Below are 22,264 nucleotides of genomic sequence, written 5' to 3'. Positions count from 1 at the left end.
CCACCGTTCGTTGGAGAACCGAAGTGCCGTGATCGAGCGATTGAGGGAGGTGACATGACCGTACACATCGATTCCGAGGTGTTCCATGAGAATTCGCACGACCCTGGCATCCACCGGGCTGACCGCGGTGATGCTCGCCTGCTGCACGGCCACGACAGATGCCGCCAACGCGCAGCCGACCACGGCTGATCTGGTGACCGCGGTCGAGCTGAGAGCCGTCCAAGGACATTTGAGGCAGCTCCAGAAGATCGCCGACGCCAACGGCGGTAATCGGGAGTCGCTGTCCGCCGGGGCCGAGAAGACGGCCGAGTACATCGCCGCGCAGCTGCGCGAGTCCGGTTACGAACCGGTGCTGCAGCACTTCCCCTACATGAGGCTCGAAGAGCAGAGCCCGCCGGTCCTCGAACAGACGGCCCCTGAGGCGCGACAGTACAGGCAGGGCAAGGACTTCGCCTCCCTGCCCCTCGAAGGCTCGGGCGACGTGACCGCCTCGGTGACCACGGTGAGGCCGGGCTCGGCGGACTGCCAGGACGACTGGACGGGGTTCCGCAAGGGGACGATCGCCCTGGTCAAGGTCGAGAACGGCTGCGACCCGGCACAGCAGGCACAGGACGCCGCGGCGGCGGGAGCGGCGGCGGTGGTCGTGCACCGCGGAGGGATTTCCGCCGTCCCGAAGCGATCCACGCCGGATGACGACACGGAAACACCTGAGATCGACATTCCGGTCCTTGTGGTGTCGCCGCAGGCTGCCTCTGAGTTCACGGCCTCCGCCGGTGAAGGGACGCTGAAGTTGCGGGTCAAGGTGGACCAGAAGTGGTTCAGGAGGGGCACAGGCGTCAACGTGATCGCCGACACCAAGAGGGGAAGCGCGGACTCCATAGTGATGGTCGGCGCGCACCTCGACTCCGTGCCCCAGGGACCGGGCATCAATGACAACGGCACGGGTACGGCCGCCGTTCTCGTCATCGCCCAGCGGCTGCCCAAGCTCGGCAAGCAGATCAAGAACCGGGTTCGCTTCGCCTGGTGGGGTGCCGAGGAGCTCAACCTCGTGGGCTCGGCGTTCTATGTCAAAAGCCTTGATGAGGCCGAGCGGCGCAAGATCGCTCTGTATCTCAACTTCGACATGGTCGGCTCCCCGAACGGTGTCCGCTTCGTCTTCGACGGCGACGACTCGCTCGGCGAAGGTACCGATCCGCCGAAAGGCTCCGAGCAGATCGAGAAGGTTTTGACCGGATATTTCGCCCGGAGGGGCCTCCAGACGACTCCGATGCGGATCCACGGCGGCTCGGATCATCGGTCCTTCGCGGCGGCGGGCATCCCCGTGGGCGGGATGGAGACCGGCACCGACGAGCTCAAGACCCAGGAACAAGCCGCGATCTACGGCGGGGACGCGGGCGAACCCTACGACGCTTGCTATCACAAGCGGTGTGACGACCTGCGGAACATCAACGCCGGGCTCCTGGATCAGATGGCCGATGGCGCCGCGTACGCCGTACGACATTTCGCGTCGACCACACCTGCGCTCCACCCATGGTCCCCGGTCGCCGGACGGGGATGAGGCACCCGTCCCTCGTCGGTGCGGTCGTGTACGGCCTGCCCCGTCTTTGGTGGGGCAGGGGATCTCAGTGACGTTCCCCGGCGACTTTCAGGCCGCTTGAACTGAGGCATCGCCATCGGATCTGAGGCATCCGCCGGTTCTTGCCACTGAATCTGCGACACGTGGCGCTTTCTCGGCCAAGCCCGGCTCGCTCAATCGTTCTCGGCCAAGCCCGGCTCGCTCAATCGCCGGCCCGCCGCCATATCGACCAACGTCAAGATCGAACACGCCGATCTCGTTCATCGCTTCTGTCGGCCGGCTTGCGAGCCCGCAGGACCAGGCCGACGACCTGTGCCAGCCCGGCCGCGACCAAGATGACGGCCACGGCCGGGTGCTGCCACCAGGGACGATGCTCGCTGAAGCCGGTCGTGTCATCGGACGGCACCTCCAGGGTGCCGCCCCACACGACCAGAAGAGTCAGGACGTAGATGCTCCAGGGCCGACGAAGCCGACGCCCCTGTCCGTCTCCTCAAGATAGATCCCGGTTCGCCCAGCTCAGCGCGGCGAGCACGGGCGGCAGCAGGGCTAGCCACCCGTAGTGCACGATCTCCCAGTTCGCCTCCTGCGGATAGAGCCATGGCCAATACGGCCCGCGCAGAACCAGGCTTACCGAGACGATCACTAGCAGACCGCCCATCCCCGCGAGGGCGGCCGCCTTCCCCCGGTGCACGCGCCCGGCTACCGACGCCGTCAGCAAGCCGATCGCGATGCACACCGCAGCCTCGGCCGCCATTCCCGCCGCCCTGAGCTCGCCCCCCTCGGGCAGCCTGGCCACGGCGACGGCGCAGGCGATCCCCCAGAGCAGCCCCGCGGTAAGGCCACCGAAGCCGCAGCGCAGCCACTGGTGGAGCCAGCGGGGCACGGGGGCCGCGGCCGTGCTCACGGTCATCTCGTCGATCACGGCGAATCCGGCGGCGGCGCCCAGCAACACTCCGATCATCCTGAGCAGGGTGAAAGCGGTCCCGACGCCTAACGCAGAACCGGCTTCGAGCAGCGAGGCCATGACCACGGCAAGCATCCCGGTGACCGCGAGAGGAATCCAGTCGATCGCCCGCGCGATCGGCCTGATCAGTTGGATCACGAGCATGGCTGGCCCTTCACCGGTTCGACGGCGAACTCGGGGCGCAGGCCCAGCAGCGGCAGCGCCTGCTCGACCGTCGTACCCGGCTTCAGCAGAGTGTCCCATTGCGCCCAGATCCGTCGCCGGGCATCGGGCGCGGCGAGCAGCCTGCGGGCGTACCCCAGTTCGGCCGCACCGTACCGAACCATGCCCAGCTGGGACTGCACCGGCATGAAGAGGGAGGAGCCGATCTGGATCTCCCGATCCTCGGGCGGAGCCGGCGCAACGGCCTGGCCGAGAAGCCACAGCGCCACGAGTGCCCTGCTCTGGCCTCGTACGTCACAGCCCGTCCCCGGCGGTCGCAGTCCCAGCACAGAATGGATGATCTGGGAGGCGAGCGCGGCGCGGTAGGCGTCCTCGGCTCCGGCCCGTCCCCACATCATGAATGTGCTGATGGACTGCTCCTCCTGGTCCTCGGCGCTCCACCAGGTGTCGGTGAACTGCTGGACGACCGGCAGCCGGTCACGCTCCGCCGGGGGCAGCGCTCGCGCCACGGGGTTCACGGCCGACACCCACGACGGGATCCAAGCGACGTAGTCGTGGAAGGCGCAGTAGGTGACGGTGTCGTGCTTCTCGCACCGCCGAGCGTCTCGCCCGAAATATCGTTGCCGGACCCCGCCGTCCATGTCGCCGAGCAACGCGGCTGGATTCTCCTGCACGGTCACGAACCGGCGGTTGATCTCCTCCCCTGGAGCGGCGGCGGTCGCGGCCGCCCCTGCCGACACCGTCACGGCCGCGGCGGCAAGGACCGCGATCAGACGCACCGGCCTGGCCCCGTGCCGTAGCAGGGCCAGTGCCGCGAAGAGAGCGACGTCAGCCAGGAGGTAGACGGCGTGCAACCCCGACGGGCGCTGCGGCCAGTCGGGCCCGTGAAAGAGCACGACGGGCAGAAACCAGCTCCCGTAACCGCTCTGCTGACTGTTCAGCCAGGTGAAAGCACCGATCAGGAAGGCCGCCACGGGAACGGCGACCAGCCAGGGAGTCCACCTGCCGAGCATCGCGCCGAGGGCCGCGGCGAAGGGCACGGCCAGCACTCCGCTCAACGCCTCGTAGGGATCGAACACGCCCGCTGCCGGGCCCATGGCCAGGCGCGCCAGCAGGTAACCGATCATCACTGGCAGCGCGATCCCAGTTCCGACGACCACGGCCGCCCAGGTCGCGGCTTTGGTCCGCTCCGTGGCGTGAGCGGGCAGCGCTTCGAGCGTCGCCGGCATGCCGCCCCGGGTGTCGCGGGAGGTCGCCAGGTTGGCCGTGAGCATCACGCCAACCGCAAGGAGCAGCATCGCGCCCGACGTGCTCGTCGGATCGACACTCATGTCGGGCAGCCACTGCCAGGTCGCGACGAGCCGCAGCCCCAGGCAGAGCGCGGCGGCACCCCATAGGACAGGGCTGCGCAGCAGCCTGAGGACCTCGAACAGCAACAACGACCGGAAGATCATGCCTGCGCCTCGGCCGGCTCGCCGAGCAGCAGCAGGTAACCGTCCTCTACACCCGGCGCGGCGGACGCCGCGCCGGGCGAGCGGGCTCCCAGAGTCCGGTATCGGCCGTCCGCGGTCCGCCAGAAAAGACGGGCGTCGGGGGGAGGCCCGTCGGAGATCCACACCTGGCCGGCGGCGACGGCGGCGAGCTCACCCGGGGTTCCCTGAAACGCCACACGCCCCCGATTCATCACGATCACTCGTTCGCACAAGGCGGCGACGTCCTCGGTCTGGTGGGTGGACAGCAGCACGGTACGGCTTTCGCCGAGCCGGGAAACCAGGGCCCGAAACCGCATCCGCTGCTCGGGGTCCAGGCCGACCGTGGGCTCGTCGAGGATGAGCAGGTCGGGCTCGCCGAGCAGCGCCTGGGCCAAGGCCAGCCGCTGCTTCATGCCGCCGGACAGTTTGCGGACCTTGGCTTTGGCGTGGGCGGTCAGGTCGACCTCCCCCAGGACCCGGCGCACCTCTCGATGGCGTTCGCGCCGGTCTGTCAGCTCCTTGAGGATCGCCACGTAGTCGACCAGCTCGAAGAGCGTGAAGTGAGGGTAGAAGCCCGGATCCTGCGGAAGGTAGCCCAGACGTCGGCGCAGGTCGGTCCGCTGGCCGCGATCCGCGGGATCCAGGCCGAGCGCGCGCACCTGGCCACCGTCGGGAGCCAGCGTGGTCGCCAGGCTTCGCAACAGCGTGGTCTTACCGGCGCCGTTGGGGCCGAGCAGCCCGGTCACCCCCCGACCGAACTCCAGGGTGAGGCCGTCGAGCACGATGTTGTGACCGTATCTCTTGGTCAGGCCGCGAACGGTCACGGTCGGATTCACGTGGGCTCTCCTGAGTCGAAGCGGGCACGCCGCAGGTAGATCAGAGGGATCAGGGCCAGCGCGGCCGCGCCGTACAGGGCCTGGGCCGCAGGCGAGAAGGGCGCCAGCTCGTCGCCGGTGAGCTTGGCGGAGATCAACACGGCGCCGAACCAGGCAACGGTCAGCGCGGTAGCCGAGACCAGCGGTTGAACCCAGGTCGACAGGGCCAACGTGGCCAGGGTGAGTGCGAGAGCGGGCAGCAGCCACGATGCCGCTGCCAGCCCCAGCGGGCCGGGCAGCAGCGGCGTAGCCATGCCCGTCAGCACGATCCCGGTCACCAGCACGGCGACGGCGCGTAGCAGCAGGGCTCTGACACCTCCCATGGGAGTGGCGGCCTGCATCTCGTGAACGGGATCGACCAGGGGTCCGTAGGCAAGGGCGATGCCCGCCAGCGGCAGCACGGGCGCGACCACGAGGAAGGGCACCAGGCCATTGAAGGCAGTCTGAGGATCGCGGCTGACCAGATGGGCGGCTGCCACGGCGAAGGCTGTCACCGCGGTGACGGCGACCAGCCATCCCCGGGCCAGAGCGGGGGTGGCCCCGAGAAACGTGGCCACGTGCTCGGGGACACCGCACCGGCGCAAAAGCCGTGCCGCAGGCCGCGGCCTGGGCCGGTCCACCAGATCCTCGATCCCCGCCCAGCTCACGGCGAGCCACTCACGCTCGTACGGCACCACCGCACGGCAGCGTTCACACCGGGCGAGGTGGCTCTCCGCCGACATCACCTGGACCGGTTCCAGACGGCCGCTCACGTAACGCTCGATCAGCTCTTCGGGCAAGTGCGCGTTCATACGAGATACCCCCTGAGCTGGGCCTTGGCCCGCATGACGCGGGTCTTCACGGTCCCCTCGGGGACACCGAGGAGATGGGCGGCCTCACGCGTAGTGAGGCCATCGAGCACGGTCGCCCGGATGGCCGCGCGCAGGTCCGGGGAAAGCCTGGCCAGCGCGGCGCCCAGGTCGCCGTGCTCCACTCCGACGAGAACCGCGTCTTCGGCCGACTCGACAATCAGATAGGCGGAGGCCTGGCGTGTTCCCGATCGGTAGGCCCCGCGGGTATGCACGTCATCGAGTGCGGTGACGGGTGGGGAGGCGCCGCTCTGGCGCAGCGCGGAGATCAGCCGGCGAATCGCGATCGTCCAGATCCACGCCGCTGCCTCACCCTCCGTCGCACGATAGCGGTGGGCGTCGCGCCAAACCGTGACGAAGGTGTCCTGGATCGCATCGTCCACCAGATCCGGGTCGGCGCACCGGCGGGCCAGCCGTACCCGCAGCCAGGGCGCGTGCCGCTGGTGCAGGAGCTTCAGCGCCTCCGTCTGCGCGGCGGCAACGGCCGTGAGAAGCTCGGCATCGTTACTTGAGGGACCGACCGGAGGCGGTTCGCGACGGTATGTGAAGAATGGACGCACACTCTGACCTATCGCAAGTTCTGCTGCGTTCGGTTCCGTGATCAGAGAAATATCTCGACTTCGGGTGACCGGCCTGGCGGCCCTGCCGGTCAGCCGGTGACGGCCGAAGCGGTCGACGGGCTGCTCCTGGGGTGAGTTTCGTACATGCGCGCTGCGACGATCAGACCGGAGAGCGCGGTCAGCGCGGCGACCGTCCACACCGCGGCGTTCAGCCCCCACACGTCGGCGACCGCGCCGGCCAGCAGCGCGCCGACGGCGAACCCGCCATCGCGCCACAGCCGGTAGACGCCGACCGCGCGGGCCCGCCAGGCCGGGTGAGCCACGTCGCCGACGACGGCCAGCAGCGTCGGATACACCAGCGCGGTGCCCACCCCGAGCAGGACTTGGGCGAACGCCCAGATGGCGAAGGCGTCACCGGCGGCGACCGCCGCGATGGCGGCGGCCTGGATGAGCATCCCCGCGGTGATGAGGCGCTTGCGGCCGACGCGGTCAGACCACCAGCCGGTCAGCATCTGCCCGAACCCCCACACCGCCGGATACAGGGCGGCCAGCACGCCGAACTCGGCGACGCTCAGCCCTCGCGCGGCGAAGATCAGCGGGAAGAGGCCCCAGGCCAGGGCGTCGTTGAGGTTGTTGACCATCCCGGCCTGGCTGGCCGCCGACAGCGCCTTGTCGGTGGCGCTGGTGCGCCAGGCGATCTGCGCCGTGCTCAGCTCGGCCTGATGGCCGGTGACCAGATGGGTGGCGGCCTCCAGCCGGGCATGCTCACGGGTCTCGCGCACCAGCACGGCCGACAGTCCCAGGCCGAGGGCGGCGTAGGCGGCGCCGAGCAGGAACGGGGCCGGGCGCAGCCCATAGGTTTCGGCCAGGTAGCCGGTCGCCAGCGCGGTCGCGGCGAGCGCGACATATCCGGCCGCCTCGTTCAATCCCATGGCCAGGCCGCGCCGCTGGGGCCCGGCCAGGTCGATCTTCATGATGACGGTGGTCGACCAGGTGAGACCCTGCGAGGCGCCGAGCAGCACGTTCGCGGCGATGATCCACGCCCAGCTCGGGCCGAAGGCCAGCATCGCGGGCACCGGCAGCGCGATCAACCAGCCGGCCACCAGCACCGGTTTGCGGCCGTAGCGGTCCGACAGCGTGCCGGCGAAGAAGTTGGTGACCGCCTTGGTGGCGCCGAAGGCCAGGATGTAGGTCAGCGTGAAAGTGGTGGCCGACAGGCCGAACACCTCGCGCGCGAGCGGCGACAGCACGGTGCGTTCCTGGCCGAGCATGCCACCGACCAGCGCGTTGACCGCCACCAACAGAGTGAACTGGGCCAGGTTGGCGCCCAGCCCGAGCCGGATACCCGCGGCGGGGGCGCCGGTCGTCACGCCCCTTCCTCCAACGCCTCACCGGTGGCCTTGACCCACTCCTGAGGTCCGCCGTCCAGCACCCGCATCTGCCGGCGGCCTGCGCGGGCGAGCAGACTGGCGGCCGTCATCGCGCGCTCGCCGTGCCCGCACATCACCACCGTCGGCTCATCCGGCAGGGCAGCGGCACGGGCGGGCAGATCGCCGAGCTCGACATGCGCGGCGCCCGGCACGTGACCGGCGGCGTACTCGCTGTCTTGGCGCACGTCCAGCACCCCGACGGCCCCGTCCACCTGACCGGCGCGCACCATCGGGACGGCCGAGGTCGGCCCGTCCCACGCTTCGGCCAACTCGCCGGCGAACGCCTCGTACCCGATCTTGACCGCCTGCCAGCAGATCTCGGCCGGATCCTGATCAGAGTTGCGGACGATGACGTAGGGCGTGACGGCCTCCAGCAACCAGCCCAGCCAGGAGGCGAACTGAGCGCGCAACGGGATCGAGATCGCACCCGGGATGTGGCCGGCGGCGAAGTCGCTCGCCGGTCGCACGTCCACCAGCGCCGCCCCCTGGGCCAGCAGGGCCCGCACCGCGGCGGCGCTGAGTGGTGTCAGTCGCGGCTGGTCGACCAGCCGCGGCCCGAGCCGGTTGGCCTCGGCCAGGCGCAGGAAGTACGGCGGGAAGCTGCCCGAACCGGCCAGCAGCTGCTGGACGAAGGTGTCCTCGTCCGGCGCCCGCAGGAGGGGGTTGGTGGCCTTCTCCGCCCCTATGGTGGAGACCCGCTCGGCGCCCGGCGGAGCCGAGCAGAACGAGCCCGCGCCGTGCGTCGGCCACACCGCGGTCGCGTCCGGCAGCGCCGCCAGGCGGCGCAGCGAACGGTGCTGGGCTCGGGCCAGCGGCTCGGTCTGCTCCGGGCCGAGCAGGTCGGTGCGCGCGGCTGCGCCGACGATCAGCGACCCGCCGGTGAACACGCCCAGCTCTCGCGCGCCGTCCAGCAGGACGAACGACAGGTGCTCACCGGTGTGCCCCGGTGTGGCCAGAGCCCGCAAGCGCAGCCCGCCCAGGTCCACCTCCTCACCGTCGTGCAGACCGACATGGTCGAAGGCGCGCTCACCGGCGGCCGAGGCCAGCACCTGGGCGTCGTCGGTGGCGGCCAGTTGCACCGCCCCGGACAGGAAGTCGGCGTGCAGGTGGGTGTCGGCGGCGAAGGTCACCTTCAGGCCCCGCCGCTCGGCCTGCGCCCGCAGCGCGCGCAGATCGCGTGAGGCATCGACGGCCAGCGCCCGCCCCTCGCCAAGATCGACAAGGTAGGCGGAGTTGCCGAGCCCTTCGTCCACGACGGGGATCACCATGATTGCCTCCTCAACGAACACCTCCTACACTATTCCATGGATATTTGGAGGAATGTCAATGGGTGACGCGGCACGCAAGGCGGCGCTGTTCGACAGCTTCGCCGGGGTCGGTAAGGCGCTGGCCAACGGCAAGCGACTGGAGCTGGTGGACCTGCTGGCCCAGGGCGAGCGGTCGGTGGAGGTGCTGGCCCAGGCCGCCGGACTGGGGCTGACTTCTGCCTCCAACCATCTGCAGGTGCTCAAGCAGGCCGGACTGGTGAGCACGCGCAAGCAAGGCACCAAGGTCTTCTATCGCCTGGCGGGCGCGGACGTGGCTGCGCTGTGGGCGCGGCTGCGCCAGGTCGCCGCCGCCCACCTGGCCGAGGTGGAACGCGCTCGCGACGCCTACCTGGGAGCCGACGACACCGAACAGCTCACCCGCCGGCAGTTGCTCGCTCGCATCGCCGACGGCGACATCACCCTGATCGACGTGCGGCCCGCCGAGGAATTCGCCGCCGGGCACATCCCCGGCGCGATCTCCATCCCGCTGGAGGAGCTCACCGAACACCTGGGCGGCCTACCCGACGATCAGAGCATCGTGGCCTACTGCCGCGGCGCCTACTGCGTGCTGGCCCACGAGGCGGTCCGCGCCCTGACCGCTCACGGCCACCAGGCGCTGCGCCTGGCCGACGGGATGCTCGAATGGCGCCTGGCCGACCTGCCGGTCACCACAGCGGCGACGGCGTACGGGCCGGTGCCGCCATCGGCCGACGGGACCGCCACCAGCGTCTCGGCGAGCGTCGCCCCCGGGTAGCGGCGGTCCGTTCGCCAAGCCGTACACGACCCGGCTCGAACGACCAGGATCAGGCGAGGCCGGCAGGACTCGAAGCGGTGATGTCGAGCACCGCCTTGCCTGGGATGCGACGGGCGAGAAGATCCTGGGCGGCCTGTTCGGCCCGGTCCCAGGGCCCGCGCCAGCCGATCTGCGGGTCCAGCTTCCCCGTCTCCAGCAGGCGGAGAAGGTAGGAGAGGTCGGCGGCGAAGGGGGTGGACACGTTGAAGTTCTCCACGCGTCCCCGCGCGGACCTCGATCCCGCCACCTCGAAGTCGATGGTGGTCGTCTCGCGCGAGGCCCGTCCGATGGCCTGGACGACCCCGTCGGGCTCCAGCCGGTAGAACGCTTCGGCGAGCTGGGCGCCGCCCACGGTGTCGAGCACCCCGTACACGGGCTCCGACAGCCCCTCGGGTCCAAGGACGATCTCCGTCGCGCCCAGCTCGCGCAGTCCCTCGGCGCGGCCGGGGCCGCTGACGGAGGCGATGACGTGCGCACCGGCCAGGGCGGCCAAACGCACGGCGTAACGACCGACGCCACCGGACGCGCCGGTGACCAGCACGCGACGTCCCAGGACCGACCCCAACCGGCGTACCGCCTGCAGCGCGGACACCCCCGCCACGGGCAGCGCGCTCGCCGCGCCGAGGTCCACGCTCTCCGGTACGACGGCGAGGTTCTCGGTGTCGACCGCACGGAGCCGGGCCCAGGCCCCGGACCAGCCGAAGGTCACCACCCGGGAGCCCGCGGCGGGGCCGGAACCGTCGGCCGCGCTCTGGAGGACGATCCCGGCGGCGTCCCAGCCGGAGACGTGATCGGAACGGGCGTCCCGTGAGGCGTAGGCGATCTCACCGAAGTTGAGCGAGACCGCCGCGACCTCGATCAGTACCTGGGAGTCGCGGGGTTTCGGGTCGGCCACGTCTGCGATGTGCAGACCTTGCGGACCGTGCAGCAGTGCTTGCATCTCTGGCTCCTAACCGATCCTCGGGGAGGGGCGCACAGGCACCCGCTTCTCCGAGGGCGTGTTCAAAAATCTTGCTTCACAGAGTCTTCAGCAGTCCGCCGTCGATGACGTAGTCGCTGCCGGTGATGTAGCTCGCAGCGGGCGAACCGAGGAAGACGATCAGGTTGGCGACCTCCTGCGGGGTGCCCCAGCGCCCCAGCGTGACGTTGATCTGCTCGGGCAGGTCGGTCATGAGCTGCTGGAAGTCCCCACCACGGGCCTGGCTGACGCGGGGCCCGTACTCATCCCACAACGGCGTGCGGATGAGCGCGGGCGAGACGGTGTTCACCCGGATGCCGCGCGGGCCGAGCTCATCGGCCAGGCCCTTGCTGAGAGCGGTCACCGCGGCCTTGGACGTCCCGTACCAGTGCGGGCCCGACGCGGGCCAGTGGGCGACGCTGGTGGAGACGTTGACGACCGCCTCTCGCAGGCTCGGCAGCAGCGCGCGGGTGATGCGGACGTTGCTGAAGAAGTTCAGCTCGAAGGCCCGCTGCCAGGTGGCGTCGTCGATGTCGGGCAGGGCGCCCAGGTCCAGGCCCGCCAGCCCGCCGACACCATTGACCAGCAGGTCGACGCCGCCGAGCTCGCCGCCGGCGACCCGCCGCAGCTCCTCGACGCCCTCCGGGGTGAGCAGGTCGGCCTCGACGGTGAGCGCGCCGGTCTCCCTGAGCTGGGCGGTGACCGTGCGGTCGGCGCCCAGCACCTTGACCCCTTCGGCGATCAGGGTCCGGACGACCGCGCCCCCGATCCCGCCGCTGGCGGCCGTGACCACGGCTGTCTTGCCCGTGAGGTCCAGATCCATGATTTCTCCTCGTGCTTGCGGGGCCTGGGACAGGTCGGAACTGTCGACGGGCTCCACTGTGCAGGCGGCCACGCACGATCGGCTGGGGGTCGGCTGGGGGTCGGTCCGAGGGGTGATGCACGCGGCCGCGCGATTTGGCCGGGAGTTGCGCCGCGCCCGTACCGGTCAGGCAGGCTTCGCGCTGCGAAACGAGCGCCGGTAGCTGTCAGGTGGGACCCCGACGATCCGTTTGAACTGGCGCCGAAGCGTCGTGGCGGTACCCATGCCGGTGGCGAGGGCGACCGCCTCGATGCTCTCGTCGGTGGCCTCCAGCAACTCCTGGGCGCGGCGTACGCGCTGGGCCAGGAGCCACTGAATCGGTGTCTGCCCGATCACTGACCGGAACTGCCGTGCGAGATTGCGCGGACTCGTGTTCGCTTTTCGCGCCATGTCGGTCACCGTCAGCGGCTGATCCAGCCGTTGCTGGACCCAGACGAACAGGTGGGCAAGCACGTGGTCGTCCCTGACCTGCATCGGTGTGGCCACGAACTGGGCCTGACCGCCGGGCCGGTGCGGCGGCATGACGAGGCGACGGGCGACGGAGTTGGCGATGGTGGCGCCGTGGTCGAGGTGGATCAGGTGGAGGCAGAGATCCACGGCCGCGGCCTTGCCCGCAGCCGTGAGCACGCTGCCGTTGTCCGTGTACAGCACGTCCGGGTCGACCACGGCCCGCGGATGGCGTGCACTCAGCTCCGCGGTATGGGCCCAGTGGGTGGTGGCCCGCCGACCGTCCAGCAGGCCCGCGGCGCCGAGCACGAACGCTCCGGTGCAGAGGGAGGCGACCCGGGCGCCCGCTTCGTGGGCCGCACGCACGGCTTCGATCAGTTCCGCCGGCGGCGGGTCGTCGATGTCGGCGCACGCAGGCACGATCACGGTGTCGGCGCCGGCCAGGCGCTCCAGCCCGTGGTCGGGCTCGACCATGAACGGGCCGACCCGCACCGGCCCGGGCCCGCAGAGCAGCACGTCGTACCAGCCCTTCGTGGCTTCGCTCGGGGGGTTGCCGAAGATCTCGTAGGCCACCGCCAGCTCGAAGTGCAGCAGGTGTCCGGCGGTCAGCAGTGCGACGGTGGGCATGTCCGAAAGTGTACGCATGATGTCGTTTCAGACCATCACGGTCGTGTCTCGCCTGCGGCGAGAATGGATTCATCAGAACATCGAGAGCGGGGAACAATGGGCACGACGGCTGCAGTGGTGGTTTACGGGGCGACAGGGCACACCGGTCGCTTCATCGTCGCCGAACTACGAAGGCGTGGCTTCGCCACTGTCATCTCCGGCCGTGACGCAGCTCGGCTGGAGGCGCTGGCGGCCGAGTGGGCGGATGTGGTCGTGCGGCCGGCCACCGTCGACGACGCGAGCTCACTGGACCGGGCCCTCGCCGGCGCGGCGGCTGTCATCAACTGCGCCGGACCGTTCGCGGTGACGGCAGGCCCGGTCGTCGAGGCGGCCTTGCGCGCGGGAATCCCGTACGTCGACGTCGCGGCGGAGATCGAGGCGAATGCTGCGATGTTCGCCGACCATGCGGAGGCAGCCCGAAAGACAGGCACACCCGTGGTGCCGGCGATGGCTTTCTACGGCGGACTGGGCGACCTGTTGGTGACCGCGGCGATGGGAGAGTGGACTGCCGCGGATGTGGCGCACGTCGCGTACGGGTTGAGCAGCTGGCATCCCACAGCGGGCACCCGGGTGGCCGGTCAGGTGTCCCATCAGCGCCGCGCGGGCCGTCGGGTGCGGTTCAGGGACGGCGCGCTGCAGTACCACGACGACAAGGCATCAGAGCAGGACTGGCTCTTTCCGGAGCCGCTGGGCCGGCGAGCGGTGATCGCGGAGTTCACCATGGCCGATGTCGTCACCGTTCCCAGCCACTTGGCCGTGCCTGAAGTCCGCACCTACATGACCGTCGAAGCCGCGAGGGATCTGGCCGAGGAGGACACGCCGGCGCCGGCGCCGGTCGACGATCTGGGGCGGTCGGACCAGACCTTCGTCGTCGACGTCCTGGTCCGCGCAGGTGACGTCGAGCGACGCGCCACGGCCCGCGGCCAGGACATCTACGCGATCACCGCACCACTGGCGGTGGAGGCCGTCCAGCGAATCCTGGCCGGGCACACGCGGACGACGGGCCTGGCCTCGGCCGGTGCGATGTTCGACGCGCCGGCCTTCCTTCGGGCGCTGGCCCCGCACCTGTCGGTCGAGCTTCCGCACTGACCGGCCACGCGCTTGTGCGGCTGTCCCGGCACCACGAATATTTGATCTTGGGATCGACCCGACTTCCTGGGTGGCGGGGTGGGCTCGGCCGTCACCGGGACGTTGTCGCAGGCGATGAGCCTGTACGGCGCGCCGGCGGTCGCCGCGCTCTTCCCGCTCGCCGCCGCGGCTTTGGCCGTCGTCGTCCGTTCTGGCCGATGAGCGGTCATTCCGCAGTGCCGCTGCCCGTCTCCCCCGCCCATCGCCGGCTCCAGGCGTTCAGCGGCCCGAGCGCCTCGACGAGGTCCTCGCCGAGCCGGGTGAGGCGGTAGCCGCCGTCGTGCGAGGTGATCAGCCGGGAGCCTGTCAGCTCGTCGAGCCGGGTGCTGAGCACGCTGGAGGACATGCGCTCGCATCGGCGCTGCAGCTCGCGGAAGCCGGCCGGGGCCTGGCTCAGCTCCCACAGGATGCGCATCGTCCAGCGCCGCCCGAGCAGGTCGAGGACGGCCATGACCGGGCGGCCCGACTCCGATCCCCGTACCGGCGTGCCCGGCCGAGGCGCTCTGGCTTCCATGTCGCCTCCTTGCGCTTCGCTTTTCAAAGCAGCATAGTGGTTCGAAAATCGAAGCAGAGGATCGAATGTCGCGCATCGAACCGCTCAACCCGCCCTATCCCCCCTCCGAGGAGCCCTGGGGTACTCCCTTCCCGGCATCTCACGGAAGGGACTGGTGATGAGCGGGTACGGCCTGCCCGTCGCGATCGTCCACGCGTGCCTGCGCGACGGCAGAGGCGGCAGTCCCACCGCGGTCGTGGAGGAAGCGCCCTTGACCGACGACCAGCGCCGCCGTATTCCGGTCCTGATGGGAACCTCTCACGCGGTCTTCGTCCGCGTCCACCACGGCCGAGCTGAAGATCCCACGGTTTCCCTGCGCTTCTTCACCGCCGAGGGAGAGCTGCCCGCGTGCGGTCACGGGACCCTCGCCGCCCTGGCCTTCCTCTCCGAGCGCGCCGGGGTCGAGGACTACCGGGCGACCCTCCACGCGCCGGGGCGCGCCTTCGCCGGCTGGGCCGCGCGGGAGAACAACCGGGTCAACGCCGTCTTCGACGCCGGGCCCGTCAGCCTGCGCGAGCCCACCGCGATCGAGTGCGACCTCATTCTGCGCGCGCTTGGCGTCACCTCCGACGCGCTCGCCCCCGGCACCCGCGTCGCTGCGGTGGGGCGTCCGCGGCTGCTGATCCCCGTCGCCACGCGCTCCGCTCTGGCCGCGCTGGTCCCGGATCTCGCACGGCTCCGCGCCGCATGCGACCGGTTCGGTCTCCTGGGCTGCTACGTCTACTCCACTCCGACACACACCGGACGGGTCGCGGCCCGCATGTTCGCCCCATCGATCGGTGTCGCGGAGGACATCGCCAACGCCAACAGCACCGCCTGCCTCGCTGCACATCTGGCTGGTCAGGGCGTCACCGACCTCGCCGTCGACATGGGCGACTCTCTCCGCACCCCCTCCACGATCACCGCCACCACCCGGCGCGGTCAGGCGGGCCCGCTGGTCCGGCTGGGCGGCGCCGCAGAGATCACACGCATCGTCCGCCTGCCGTGACCCCGCAGGCGTCATCCCCGTGCCGGTGTCCACGGCAGGACGACCGGCACGATTCCTCAGCGGGCCACGCCGGCAAGGAAATCGAGGACCGTCCGGCCGGCGACCTCGCGGAACTCCTCGAAGTAGGCGTGCCGCGCACCCGGGATGAGGTGCAGCCGCGCTCCAGGAATGCGGCCGGCCAGCAGCGGCGCGTTGACGGCTGGGTTGAAGACGTCGTCGGCGCCGTGAATCACGAGGGTGGACGCGACGATACCGGGAAGGGCCTCCCAACTGTCGTGATTCGCGCTGGCGGCGAAATGGCGGCGGCGGGCGTGGGCGGGCATACCGGGATCGCCGATCGTGCGATACGGGCCGGGGTGGGTGGCGAGCCACTCCGGGGTGTACATCAGCTCGAGCAGCGCCCGCTCGGCGGCGGCCCGCTCACGCAGGGCCAGCGAGCGGCGCACCTCCTGACTTCGCTCCACCCCGTGGGCGCCTCCGGGAGACGTGCACCCCAACACGAGCGCCGCCAGCCGCTCCGAGTGGTCGGCGGCCAGCCACTGGGCGACCCGGCCGCCCATGGAGGTGCCGTAGACGTGCGCGCGCTCCACGCCGAGCTCGTCGAGTACGGCCAGCGCATCGAGGGCAAAGCCGCGCGTCGTGTAGGGCTCGTCGGGCTTGTCGCTGTCCCCGGTGCCGCGGTAGTCGAAGGTTATGGTGCGGTAGGCGTCCTCGAAGTCCGACCGCACGCTGTCCCACCAGTGGTGGTTGTTGGACTGGCCGGGGAGCAGCATGAGCGGGTATCCGTCGCCGCTCACCTGGTAGGACAGCTTCGCGCCGTCCTTTGTCGTCGCAAAGGGCACGTCTCCTATTGTCGTACGGCAGGACTGGAGCCATCGCGTCCGCCCCGGTCGAGATCCTTCTCCACCGGCGCCCGAGACAACGTCGTTCACAGCCTGGACGACATCTACGTGATCGGGACCTACGGCTTCGCGCTGCCCGGCCTCGGTCCGGCTGGTATGCGGGAGCCGCGCAATCCTGACGAGCCGGATTGGGATGAGGATTGAGCCGGTGCGTCAGGAACGGTTTCAGGTAGAAGGCGCCAGGTCGCGGCGACGCAGGAACGCCAGCCCCGCCGCAGTCAAGGCCCCCGCCACCACAGTCAGCCCAAGCAGCGGCATCACCGGTGACGAGGCGCCGCCCAGCAGCATCGCCGGTACATGCACGAACGGCGACAGGTCCAGGACGAATCCGCCGGCCAGCTTGAACTCCGCCAGCAGGTCCACGAGCAGGAAGAGGCCGAGCACGGTCCAGCTCACGGCGGCCGCCAGCCGGGGCAGCACGCCGAACAGCAGCGTCGCGATCCCGATCATGACCCAGACGGCGGGGAGGTAGGCCAGCGTGGCCGCGGTGACGCGGACCATGTCGCCGTCGTAACCAAGTCCCGCCGCCGCACCCAACACGGCCAGCAACAGCGCGGGGCCCACGATGGCGAACATCAGGTGGCTCAGCCCCCAGCGCAGCCGGCCGACCGGGGAGGACAGCAACAGCTCCGCCCGGCCCGCCGCCTCCTCGCCACGGGCCCGCAACGCCGACACCAGCGCCGCTGCGGCGACGAGTTGGCTGAGTACGTACATCACGAAGGTGAAGAACACATCCGAGATTCGGGCGTCGGCACCGCCGACGGTCGCGGCCAGCTCCCGGAGCTGTGGCGTGTCCAACTGGGCGTCCAGCCCGCGCGCCGCCACACCGAGCAGCGCGCCCATCAGGCCGAAGCCGATGGCGAAACCCGCGAGCGTGTCCCGGTGCAGGCGAGCGGCCAGGCCGAACGAGCCCGACAGCGCCCCGGTGGCGGGTCCGGGGCGAGCGGGAACCAGGCCGCCTGCCATGTCACGCCGCGTGGACAGCGCGAACGCGGCCGCGGCCAGAGCGGCGACGAACACCGCGACCAGCTCCAGCACCCACCACTGGTCGCCGGCGTAGGGCTTGGTCAGCCGGACCCAGCCGAACGGCGACAGCCACGCCAGCCATGCGATGCCGCCTGCGTCTGCCAGCGAACGCAGCGCGAACAGCAGGGCGCCGGCGGCGATCGCGATGCCGCGTGCCGTACCGGACGCGGCAGTGAGCTGCGCGGTGACGGCGGCCACGGCCGCGAACGCCCAGCCGCCCGCGGCGATGGACAGCCCGAACAGCAGGGAGGAGCTCGCGGGCAGACCGTTGCCGACCAGGGCGGGTACCGCTAGCAGGCCCAGCAGCAGGTTGGCGGTGAGCACGACTGCGAGTGCGGCGGCCAGCGGGGCGTGGCGGCCGACGACGCCCGAGGAAAGCAGCTCCCGTCGGCCGGTCTCCTCCTCTCCCCTGGTGTGCCTGATCATCACCAGGATGCTGATCAGCCCGCCGATCAGCGCGAGGGACGAGCCGAGCGTCCAGGCGGTCAAGCCGCCGACGCTCGCGTCGTAGATGGGGCCGCGGGTGGCCAGCTGCGCGGGGTTGCTCATGGAGGCCGCCGTGAAGGAGTCGCGCGCGGCCTGGTCGGCGTACAGAGTGGTGGTGGAGGAGGCGATGCCGGCCGGCAGCGCCGCGCTGATCGCGATCCACACCAGGAGCAGCACGCGATCCCTGCGCATGATGAGCCGGATCAGTGTCCAGGTGCCGGTCATCGTGCGGCTCCCTCGTAGTGGCGCAGGAACAGCTCCTCCAGCGTCGGCGGCTGGGTGGTGAGCGTGCGCACGCCGGCTCGGGCCAGCTCGGCGAGCACCGGTGTGAGCGCGTCGCCGTCCACCTGGCAGCGTAGCCGGGTGCCGTCCACGGCGAGGTCGTGCACGCCGGACAGCGCGGCCAGGCCGGGCGCGGGCCCGATCAGCTCGGCCGTCACCGAGGTACGGGTGAGATGACGCAGGTCGGCCAGGCTGCCGGATTCGACGGTACGGCCGGCGCGGATGATGCTCACGCGGTCGCACAACGCCTCAACCTCCGACAAGATATGGCTGGACAGCAACACGGTGCGGCCGCTGCGCTTCTCCTGCAGGACGCACTCGTTGAAGAGCGTCTCCATCAGCGGGTCAAGGCCCGAGGTCGGCTCGTCGAGCATCAGCAGCTCCACGTCGGAGGCGAAAGCCGCCACCAGCGCCACCTTCTGCCGGTTGCCCTTGGAGTAGGTGCGGCATTTCTTGCGCGGATCTAGCTCGAAGCGTTCTAACAGCTCGGCGCGCCGCCTGGGGTCGAGGCCGCCGCGCACCCTGCCCAGCAGGTCGATGACCTCGCCGCCGGTCAGCGACGGCCACAGCGTAACGTCACCGGGCACGTAGGCAAGTCTTCGGTGCAGCTGTGTGGTTGTCCTGCCAGGGGTCGCCCCCGAGCAACTCGACCCGGCCGCCGTCGGCGCGCATCTGGCCCAGCAGGATACGGATCGTGGTGGTTTTGCCCGCGCCGTTGGGGCCGAGGAAGCCGTGCACCTCGCCCGTCTTGACGGTGAGGTCGAGCCCGTCCAGGGCCCTGGTCTGGCCGAAGGTCTTGACCAGGCCGTCCGTGCGCACTGCGGCGTTCACTGGTGTCCCTCGACCTTCTCCAGGCCCGTCCGCGCCTGCTCGAACAGTTCGCGGCCGAGGAATTCCGGTCTGATCAGGTCGAGCTGGGCCTTGCCTACGCGCAGCGCGCCCTGCGGGGCGTAAAGGTCCGTGCCGAGCGCACGGGAGACATGCTCGTGCAGCACGGTGATGCCCAGCTTCATCGCCGTCAGCACGGTCGCGTGGGCGCGGTGGTCGGCCTCGGAGTGGTCGCCGCGTGCCAGATTGTCCTCCGTCACGCTCACGAGTTCGTCGAACATGGCGGCGGCACCGGGAGAGCCGTCCACGAGCGCCCGGCCGAGATATTTCATCAGCGGTGGCGCGGTCCGATGAACGGTCTCGATGAATTCCGGCCTTTCCAGCTCGCGTCCGGTGACGCCCGCGCTGACCTGCTCGCGAACATAACTGAGGACATAGGCGTCGCAAGCCTGTCTCAGCTCCTCCTTGGTGCCGAAGTGATGCTGCACCAGGCCGGGCGAGACGCCGGCCCCCTCGGCGATCCCGCGGATCGTGGTGGCCTTGACTCCCTGTTCGGCGAACAGGGCCATCGCGACATCGCGGATGCGGGCGCGCGCCGTCAGATCCTCTTCAGATATTGGTCGCATGTCCAGTAGGCTATACCTATGTATTGGGGGCCATGCAAGTGTCCAGCCTCATGCGATATGACCGCCATTGCCGGGCATGGCTTGCCCAGGGTGGGCCGACAGCTCACGCGCTCGCGCCCCGAACCGGGGCGCCCGTTCGGCATCCTCATCGAACGCCAATCGCGGCTGGCTCATGTCTTCCCGGACGGAGAAGGCGACGGTGTCGAACGGCCGCCTCGAAATGGCGGCGCATCAGCACCCCGGCATCGGCATCGGCCGCCTCGCCCGCGAAGCCGCTCACCTTGCCGGCGGCCACCTCCTGCAGCCACACCGCGCTGCCGCCCAGGCCATCGACCCAGGCCAGATGCCCGGCCAGGTTCCCCTCTGCCGGATGCCGAGGAGGAGGTGGACCGAAGCCGGCCGTTGCGCATACGACGGGGATCGCTGTCGTTTCGCAGGTCAGCGCTGATCAGGTCGGGTGACTTGTCCGGTTGACTTTGACGTTACGTCAACTTCTAGCATCGGGGCCATGACGATCACCGTTCTTGACACCTACTCCGCCATGAAGAAGATCCTGCAGGCCCCGGTCACGAATCGCGTCGATCTGCTGCGCTCGATGCTCGAGCCCGTCAAAGACATGTACCGCTACTTCCCAGGCGAGGTCGACCTGGTGGCCATGCACCAGCAGGCCTCTGGGTTTCCCCTCGACCGCGACGAGGAGCGTTGTCTTGCCGCGCTCGAGACGCTGGCGACAGCCGGGGCCTGGGAACGGATGCAGCGCGCCCTCGATGATGCCCTCGCCGTGCAGTTGGCCGCGACGCCGGGGCTGGAAGTCCCGGACATCACCGTGCTGTTCCTGCTCGGTGACCCGGCTGACGACCACTTCATCGGTCCCAGCCTCGGAATGACCGGGAACGGCGGCATGTCCGGCTACATCGTGATCACGCTATGGCCCTTCCCCGAGAACGTGGAACGGCTGGAGGCCACCGCCGTGCACGAACTCAACCACAACCTGCGTTATAGCCCGGGCGGAGTCGTGTGGAACCCGATGACCGTCACAGTCGGCGAGCATGTGATCTCCGAAGGTTTGGCCGACGCGTTCGCCCGCCAGATCTATGGTGACGAACTCGGCTGCACCCGCATCGGCGTGCCACACCTGCACGACGAGGCGGTCTTCGCCAAGGTGGTCTCCGGGCTCGATGTGACCGGCATGGAGAACTTCACGGCCTGGGTGCACGGCGACCCCAGCGCGGAGCGCTTCGGTGTCGCCCCGGTGGGATTGCCGATGGGGGCCGGGTATGCCGCCGGTAACAGACTGGTCGACGCCTACCTGGCGGCGACGGGGCAGAGCGCGGCGCAGGCCCTGCACGCCGACAGCTCGAAGATCATCGCTACCGCGCTCGGCAGCGGGAGCTGATCGCCTGAGCCCTGGCGCGGCCACCCGCTGAGGGCGGGTAATACTTGATCGGGAGGCAGCATACGGGGAGAACAATGGAGTGGACGATCCAGGAGCTCGCGACCAGGGCTGGAATCACAAGCCGCGCCCTGCGTCACTATGACCACATCGGGCTCTTGACCCCCTCTCGCGTGAGCCCGAACGGATACCGCTACTACGACCTCGGCGCGGTCGCCCGGCTGCAGCGGATCCTGCTGATGCGCCGGCTGGGAATGGGTTTGCCGGCCATCGCCCAGGTCCTGGCGGAGGAAGTGGACGAACGTGATGGACTTCGGGCTCACATCGCTGCGCTGGAAGGGGAACGAGACCGGATCGAGCAACAGATCCGGGCCGTGCGTCACACGCTCGAGGCCGTACTGGCCGGCGCTGAACCGTGTATGGATGTGATGCTGGAGGGATTCAACGACCGCTACAAGGACGAGGTGATCTCACGCTGGGGTGAGCACGCCTTCCAAGTGAGCAACGACTGGTGGCACGGTAAGACTCTTGAGCAGCAGCGGGTCTGGAAGCAGGCCACCGAAGACCTCGTCGCCGCATGGGTCGCCGCAGCGAAGGCCGGGGTTTCTCCGACATCGGAACACGCTCAGTCACTGGCCGCTCGGCACGTCCAATGGCTGAGCCAGATCCCGGGCACCCCGACGGCCGAGGGTGACCGGGAGCGCTCGATCGAGATGGTGAAAGGCCTGGGGCACATGTACGTCGATGACCCCCGCTTCACCACCGCGTATGACAACGCCGAGGGAGCGGTATTCGTCCGCGACACGTTGCACGAATACGCACGGACACGGATGTAGCCCGTTACCGTCGCAGGCGCCGGGACCTTCCGGCCGCCGGCCCGGTTCACCTCTTTCAGGATCTCCACGGCCTCCATCAGATCCGCGGCGCCGATCCCACCGCCGGCGGGTTCGCCGGCCGCTGAACCGCCGCCTGTGGCACCGCCCAGATCTCGTCCGGCACGTATCCCGGCCGCGGCAGCGTGCACAGCTGTACGGCCGTGCCCAATCGCGCGGCCGGGCCCCGGCCACCGCTACGCCCCAGGTCGTCGATGAACCCCAGATCCTTTCGCACCTCCCCTCCACCGGGGGAAGGA

General features: G+C 69.9%; 23 protein-coding genes and 1 pseudogene. 7 read left to right on the top strand and 17 right to left on the bottom strand.

Features of this window, described 5'->3' with window-relative positions:
• Positions 1-85: 85 nt before the first annotated feature.
• Positions 86-1,558: a M28 family peptidase gene (locus ACQPYK_RS22435; protein WP_433258094.1), complete on the top strand. Its 1,473-nt coding sequence runs from the start codon at positions 86-88 to the stop codon at positions 1,556-1,558.
• A gap of 253 nt (positions 1,559-1,811) precedes the next feature.
• Here the strand turns inward: ACQPYK_RS22435 and ACQPYK_RS22430 are convergent, their stop codons facing one another.
• The 8 genes from ACQPYK_RS22430 to ACQPYK_RS22395 all read right to left on the bottom strand — a co-directional run bounded on the left by ACQPYK_RS22430 (position 1,812) and on the right by ACQPYK_RS22395 (position 9,155).
• Entirely contained in the window at positions 1,812-2,003 is a 192-nt protein-coding gene (locus ACQPYK_RS22430; protein WP_433258092.1) for a hypothetical protein, read from the bottom strand.
• A 63-nt stretch (positions 2,004-2,066) separates the two neighbouring features.
• The gene (locus ACQPYK_RS22425) at positions 2,067-2,684 is read right to left on the bottom strand and encodes a hypothetical protein (RefSeq protein ID WP_433258091.1); all 618 of its coding nucleotides are present in this window, start codon (positions 2,682-2,684) and stop codon (positions 2,067-2,069) included.
• Positions 2,675-4,156: a hypothetical protein gene (locus ACQPYK_RS22420; RefSeq protein ID WP_433258089.1), complete on the bottom strand. Its 1,482-nt coding sequence runs from the start codon at positions 4,154-4,156 to the stop codon at positions 2,675-2,677. Before ACQPYK_RS22420 ends, ACQPYK_RS22425 begins: the two co-directional genes overlap by 10 nt.
• A complete protein-coding gene (locus ACQPYK_RS22415; RefSeq protein WP_433258088.1) occupies positions 4,153-5,010 on the bottom strand; it encodes an ABC transporter ATP-binding protein in 858 nt (285 codons plus the stop codon). The genes ACQPYK_RS22420 and ACQPYK_RS22415 overlap by 4 nt, the downstream gene beginning before the upstream one ends.
• On the bottom strand, positions 5,007-5,840 hold the full coding sequence (locus ACQPYK_RS22410; protein WP_433258086.1) for a zf-HC2 domain-containing protein: 834 nt from the start codon (positions 5,838-5,840) through the stop codon (positions 5,007-5,009). Before ACQPYK_RS22410 ends, ACQPYK_RS22415 begins: the two co-directional genes overlap by 4 nt.
• Positions 5,837-6,457: an RNA polymerase sigma factor gene (locus tag ACQPYK_RS22405; protein ID WP_433258084.1), complete on the bottom strand. Its 621-nt coding sequence runs from the start codon at positions 6,455-6,457 to the stop codon at positions 5,837-5,839. Before ACQPYK_RS22405 ends, ACQPYK_RS22410 begins: the two co-directional genes overlap by 4 nt.
• A gap of 89 nt (positions 6,458-6,546) precedes the next feature.
• Positions 6,547-7,827: an MFS transporter gene (locus ACQPYK_RS22400; RefSeq protein WP_433258082.1), complete on the bottom strand. Its 1,281-nt coding sequence runs from the start codon at positions 7,825-7,827 to the stop codon at positions 6,547-6,549.
• Positions 7,824-9,155, bottom strand: coding sequence for an MBL fold metallo-hydrolase (locus ACQPYK_RS22395; protein WP_433258080.1), 1,332 nt, complete (start codon positions 9,153-9,155; stop codon positions 7,824-7,826). Before ACQPYK_RS22395 ends, ACQPYK_RS22400 begins: the two co-directional genes overlap by 4 nt.
• Before the next feature lie 58 nt (positions 9,156-9,213).
• Here ACQPYK_RS22395 and ACQPYK_RS22390 point away from each other — a divergent pair, with 58 nt between their 5' ends.
• Entirely contained in the window at positions 9,214-9,948 is a 735-nt protein-coding gene (locus ACQPYK_RS22390) for an ArsR/SmtB family transcription factor (RefSeq protein WP_433258078.1), read from the top strand.
• A 49-nt stretch (positions 9,949-9,997) separates the two neighbouring features.
• Here ACQPYK_RS22390 and ACQPYK_RS22385 read toward each other — a convergent pair whose 3' ends face one another.
• The 3 genes from ACQPYK_RS22385 to ACQPYK_RS22375 all read right to left on the bottom strand — a co-directional run bounded on the left by ACQPYK_RS22385 (position 9,998) and on the right by ACQPYK_RS22375 (position 12,881).
• Positions 9,998-10,927: a zinc-binding dehydrogenase gene (locus ACQPYK_RS22385; RefSeq protein ID WP_433258077.1), complete on the bottom strand. Its 930-nt coding sequence runs from the start codon at positions 10,925-10,927 to the stop codon at positions 9,998-10,000.
• Positions 10,928-11,003: 76 nt separating this feature from the next.
• Positions 11,004-11,768, bottom strand: a complete 765-nt coding sequence (locus ACQPYK_RS22380) for an SDR family NAD(P)-dependent oxidoreductase (RefSeq protein WP_433258075.1) — start codon at positions 11,766-11,768, stop codon at positions 11,004-11,006.
• 165 nt (positions 11,769-11,933) lie between these two features.
• Positions 11,934-12,881 carry a helix-turn-helix domain-containing protein gene (locus tag ACQPYK_RS22375; protein WP_433258073.1) on the bottom strand — a complete coding sequence of 316 codons (948 nt, stop codon included), beginning with the start codon at positions 12,879-12,881 and terminating at the stop codon, positions 11,934-11,936.
• Between the two features lie 114 nt (positions 12,882-12,995).
• Between ACQPYK_RS22375 and ACQPYK_RS22370 the strand changes: the two genes are divergently transcribed.
• Together ACQPYK_RS22370 and ACQPYK_RS22365 are read left to right on the top strand one after the other, a co-directional pair.
• Positions 12,996-14,009 carry a saccharopine dehydrogenase NADP-binding domain-containing protein gene (locus ACQPYK_RS22370; protein ID WP_433258071.1) on the top strand — a complete coding sequence of 338 codons (1,014 nt, stop codon included), beginning with the start codon at positions 12,996-12,998 and terminating at the stop codon, positions 14,007-14,009.
• A 78-nt stretch (positions 14,010-14,087) separates the two neighbouring features.
• Positions 14,088-14,210: a hypothetical protein gene (locus ACQPYK_RS22365; protein WP_433258070.1), complete on the top strand. Its 123-nt coding sequence runs from the start codon at positions 14,088-14,090 to the stop codon at positions 14,208-14,210.
• A 4-nt stretch (positions 14,211-14,214) separates the two neighbouring features.
• Here the strand turns inward: ACQPYK_RS22365 and ACQPYK_RS22360 are convergent, their stop codons facing one another.
• Positions 14,215-14,562: a winged helix-turn-helix transcriptional regulator gene (locus ACQPYK_RS22360; protein ID WP_433258068.1), complete on the bottom strand. Its 348-nt coding sequence runs from the start codon at positions 14,560-14,562 to the stop codon at positions 14,215-14,217.
• 157 nt (positions 14,563-14,719) lie between these two features.
• Here ACQPYK_RS22360 and ACQPYK_RS22355 point away from each other — a divergent pair, with 157 nt between their 5' ends.
• Complete coding sequence (locus ACQPYK_RS22355) at positions 14,720-15,589, top strand: PhzF family phenazine biosynthesis protein (protein WP_433258066.1); 870 nt, start codon at positions 14,720-14,722, stop codon at positions 15,587-15,589.
• 56 nt (positions 15,590-15,645) lie between these two features.
• Here ACQPYK_RS22355 and ACQPYK_RS22350 read toward each other — a convergent pair whose 3' ends face one another.
• The 4 genes and pseudogenes from ACQPYK_RS22350 to ACQPYK_RS22335 all read right to left on the bottom strand — a co-directional run bounded on the left by ACQPYK_RS22350 (position 15,646) and on the right by ACQPYK_RS22335 (position 19,739).
• Positions 15,646-16,431 (bottom strand): alpha/beta fold hydrolase, encoded by a 786-nt coding sequence (locus ACQPYK_RS22350; RefSeq protein WP_433258064.1) that lies wholly within the window; start codon positions 16,429-16,431, stop codon positions 15,646-15,648.
• Positions 16,432-16,656: 225 nt separating this feature from the next.
• Complete coding sequence (locus ACQPYK_RS22345) at positions 16,657-18,228, bottom strand: ABC transporter permease (RefSeq protein ID WP_433258063.1); 1,572 nt, start codon at positions 18,226-18,228, stop codon at positions 16,657-16,659.
• Positions 18,225-19,116 (bottom strand): annotated as a pseudogene (locus tag ACQPYK_RS22340) (ABC transporter ATP-binding protein). Before ACQPYK_RS22340 ends, ACQPYK_RS22345 begins: the two are co-directional and overlap by 4 nt.
• Positions 19,113-19,739, bottom strand: coding sequence for a TetR/AcrR family transcriptional regulator (locus ACQPYK_RS22335; RefSeq protein WP_433258062.1), 627 nt, complete (start codon positions 19,737-19,739; stop codon positions 19,113-19,115). The pseudogene ACQPYK_RS22340 and the gene ACQPYK_RS22335 overlap by 4 nt, the downstream one beginning before the upstream one ends.
• Positions 19,740-20,247: 508 nt before the next feature.
• Here ACQPYK_RS22335 and ACQPYK_RS22330 point away from each other — a divergent pair.
• Together ACQPYK_RS22330 and ACQPYK_RS22325 are read left to right on the top strand one after the other, a co-directional pair.
• Positions 20,248-21,135, top strand: a complete 888-nt coding sequence (locus ACQPYK_RS22330; RefSeq protein ID WP_433258061.1) for a DUF2268 domain-containing protein — start codon at positions 20,248-20,250, stop codon at positions 21,133-21,135.
• Positions 21,136-21,209: 74 nt separating this feature from the next.
• Positions 21,210-21,968: a MerR family transcriptional regulator gene (locus tag ACQPYK_RS22325; protein WP_433258060.1), complete on the top strand. Its 759-nt coding sequence runs from the start codon at positions 21,210-21,212 to the stop codon at positions 21,966-21,968.
• 76 nt (positions 21,969-22,044) lie between these two features.
• Here the strand turns inward: ACQPYK_RS22325 and ACQPYK_RS22320 are convergent, their stop codons facing one another.
• On the bottom strand, positions 22,045-22,242 hold the full coding sequence (locus ACQPYK_RS22320; protein ID WP_433258057.1) for a DUF4158 domain-containing protein: 198 nt from the start codon (positions 22,240-22,242) through the stop codon (positions 22,045-22,047).
• Between the last annotated feature and the right edge of the window lie 22 nt (positions 22,243-22,264).

The sequence above is a fragment of the Streptosporangium sp. CA-135522 genome (genome assembly GCF_050949235.1).
In the GTDB taxonomy this organism is placed as follows: Bacteria; Actinomycetota; Actinomycetes; order Streptosporangiales; family Streptosporangiaceae; genus Streptosporangium.
The sequence above is the reverse complement of the archived record's forward strand: the minus strand, read 5'-3'. Positions and strand labels throughout refer to the sequence as shown.

What these genes read in the sequence shown, in the direction of transcription:
- ACQPYK_RS22435 (WP_433258094.1), top strand. Translation starts at nt 86, where the DNA reads ATGAGAATTCGCACGACCCTGGCATCCACCGGGCTGACCGCGGTGATG.
- ACQPYK_RS22425 (WP_433258091.1), bottom strand. Translation starts at nt 2,684, where the DNA reads ATGCTCGTGATCCAACTGATCAGGCCGATCGCGCGGGCGATCGACTGG.
- ACQPYK_RS22420 (WP_433258089.1), bottom strand. Translation starts at nt 4,156, where the DNA reads ATGATCTTCCGGTCGTTGTTGCTGTTCGAGGTCCTCAGGCTGCTGCGC.
- ACQPYK_RS22410 (WP_433258086.1), bottom strand. Translation starts at nt 5,840, where the DNA reads ATGAACGCGCACTTGCCCGAAGAGCTGATCGAGCGTTACGTGAGCGGC.
- ACQPYK_RS22395 (WP_433258080.1), bottom strand. Translation starts at nt 9,155, where the DNA reads ATGGTGATCCCCGTCGTGGACGAAGGGCTCGGCAACTCCGCCTACCTT.
- ACQPYK_RS22390 (WP_433258078.1), top strand. Translation starts at nt 9,214, where the DNA reads ATGGGTGACGCGGCACGCAAGGCGGCGCTGTTCGACAGCTTCGCCGGG.
- ACQPYK_RS22385 (WP_433258077.1), bottom strand. Translation starts at nt 10,927, where the DNA reads ATGCAAGCACTGCTGCACGGTCCGCAAGGTCTGCACATCGCAGACGTG.
- ACQPYK_RS22380 (WP_433258075.1), bottom strand. Translation starts at nt 11,768, where the DNA reads ATGGATCTGGACCTCACGGGCAAGACAGCCGTGGTCACGGCCGCCAGC.
- ACQPYK_RS22375 (WP_433258073.1), bottom strand. Translation starts at nt 12,881, where the DNA reads ATGCCCACCGTCGCACTGCTGACCGCCGGACACCTGCTGCACTTCGAG.
- ACQPYK_RS22360 (WP_433258068.1), bottom strand. Translation starts at nt 14,562, where the DNA reads ATGGAAGCCAGAGCGCCTCGGCCGGGCACGCCGGTACGGGGATCGGAG.
- ACQPYK_RS22355 (WP_433258066.1), top strand. Translation starts at nt 14,720, where the DNA reads ATGAGCGGGTACGGCCTGCCCGTCGCGATCGTCCACGCGTGCCTGCGC.
- ACQPYK_RS22345 (WP_433258063.1), bottom strand. Translation starts at nt 18,228, where the DNA reads ATGACCGGCACCTGGACACTGATCCGGCTCATCATGCGCAGGGATCGC.
- ACQPYK_RS22335 (WP_433258062.1), bottom strand. Translation starts at nt 19,739, where the DNA reads ATGCGACCAATATCTGAAGAGGATCTGACGGCGCGCGCCCGCATCCGC.
- ACQPYK_RS22330 (WP_433258061.1), top strand. Translation starts at nt 20,248, where the DNA reads ATGACGATCACCGTTCTTGACACCTACTCCGCCATGAAGAAGATCCTG.
- ACQPYK_RS22325 (WP_433258060.1), top strand. Translation starts at nt 21,210, where the DNA reads ATGGAGTGGACGATCCAGGAGCTCGCGACCAGGGCTGGAATCACAAGC.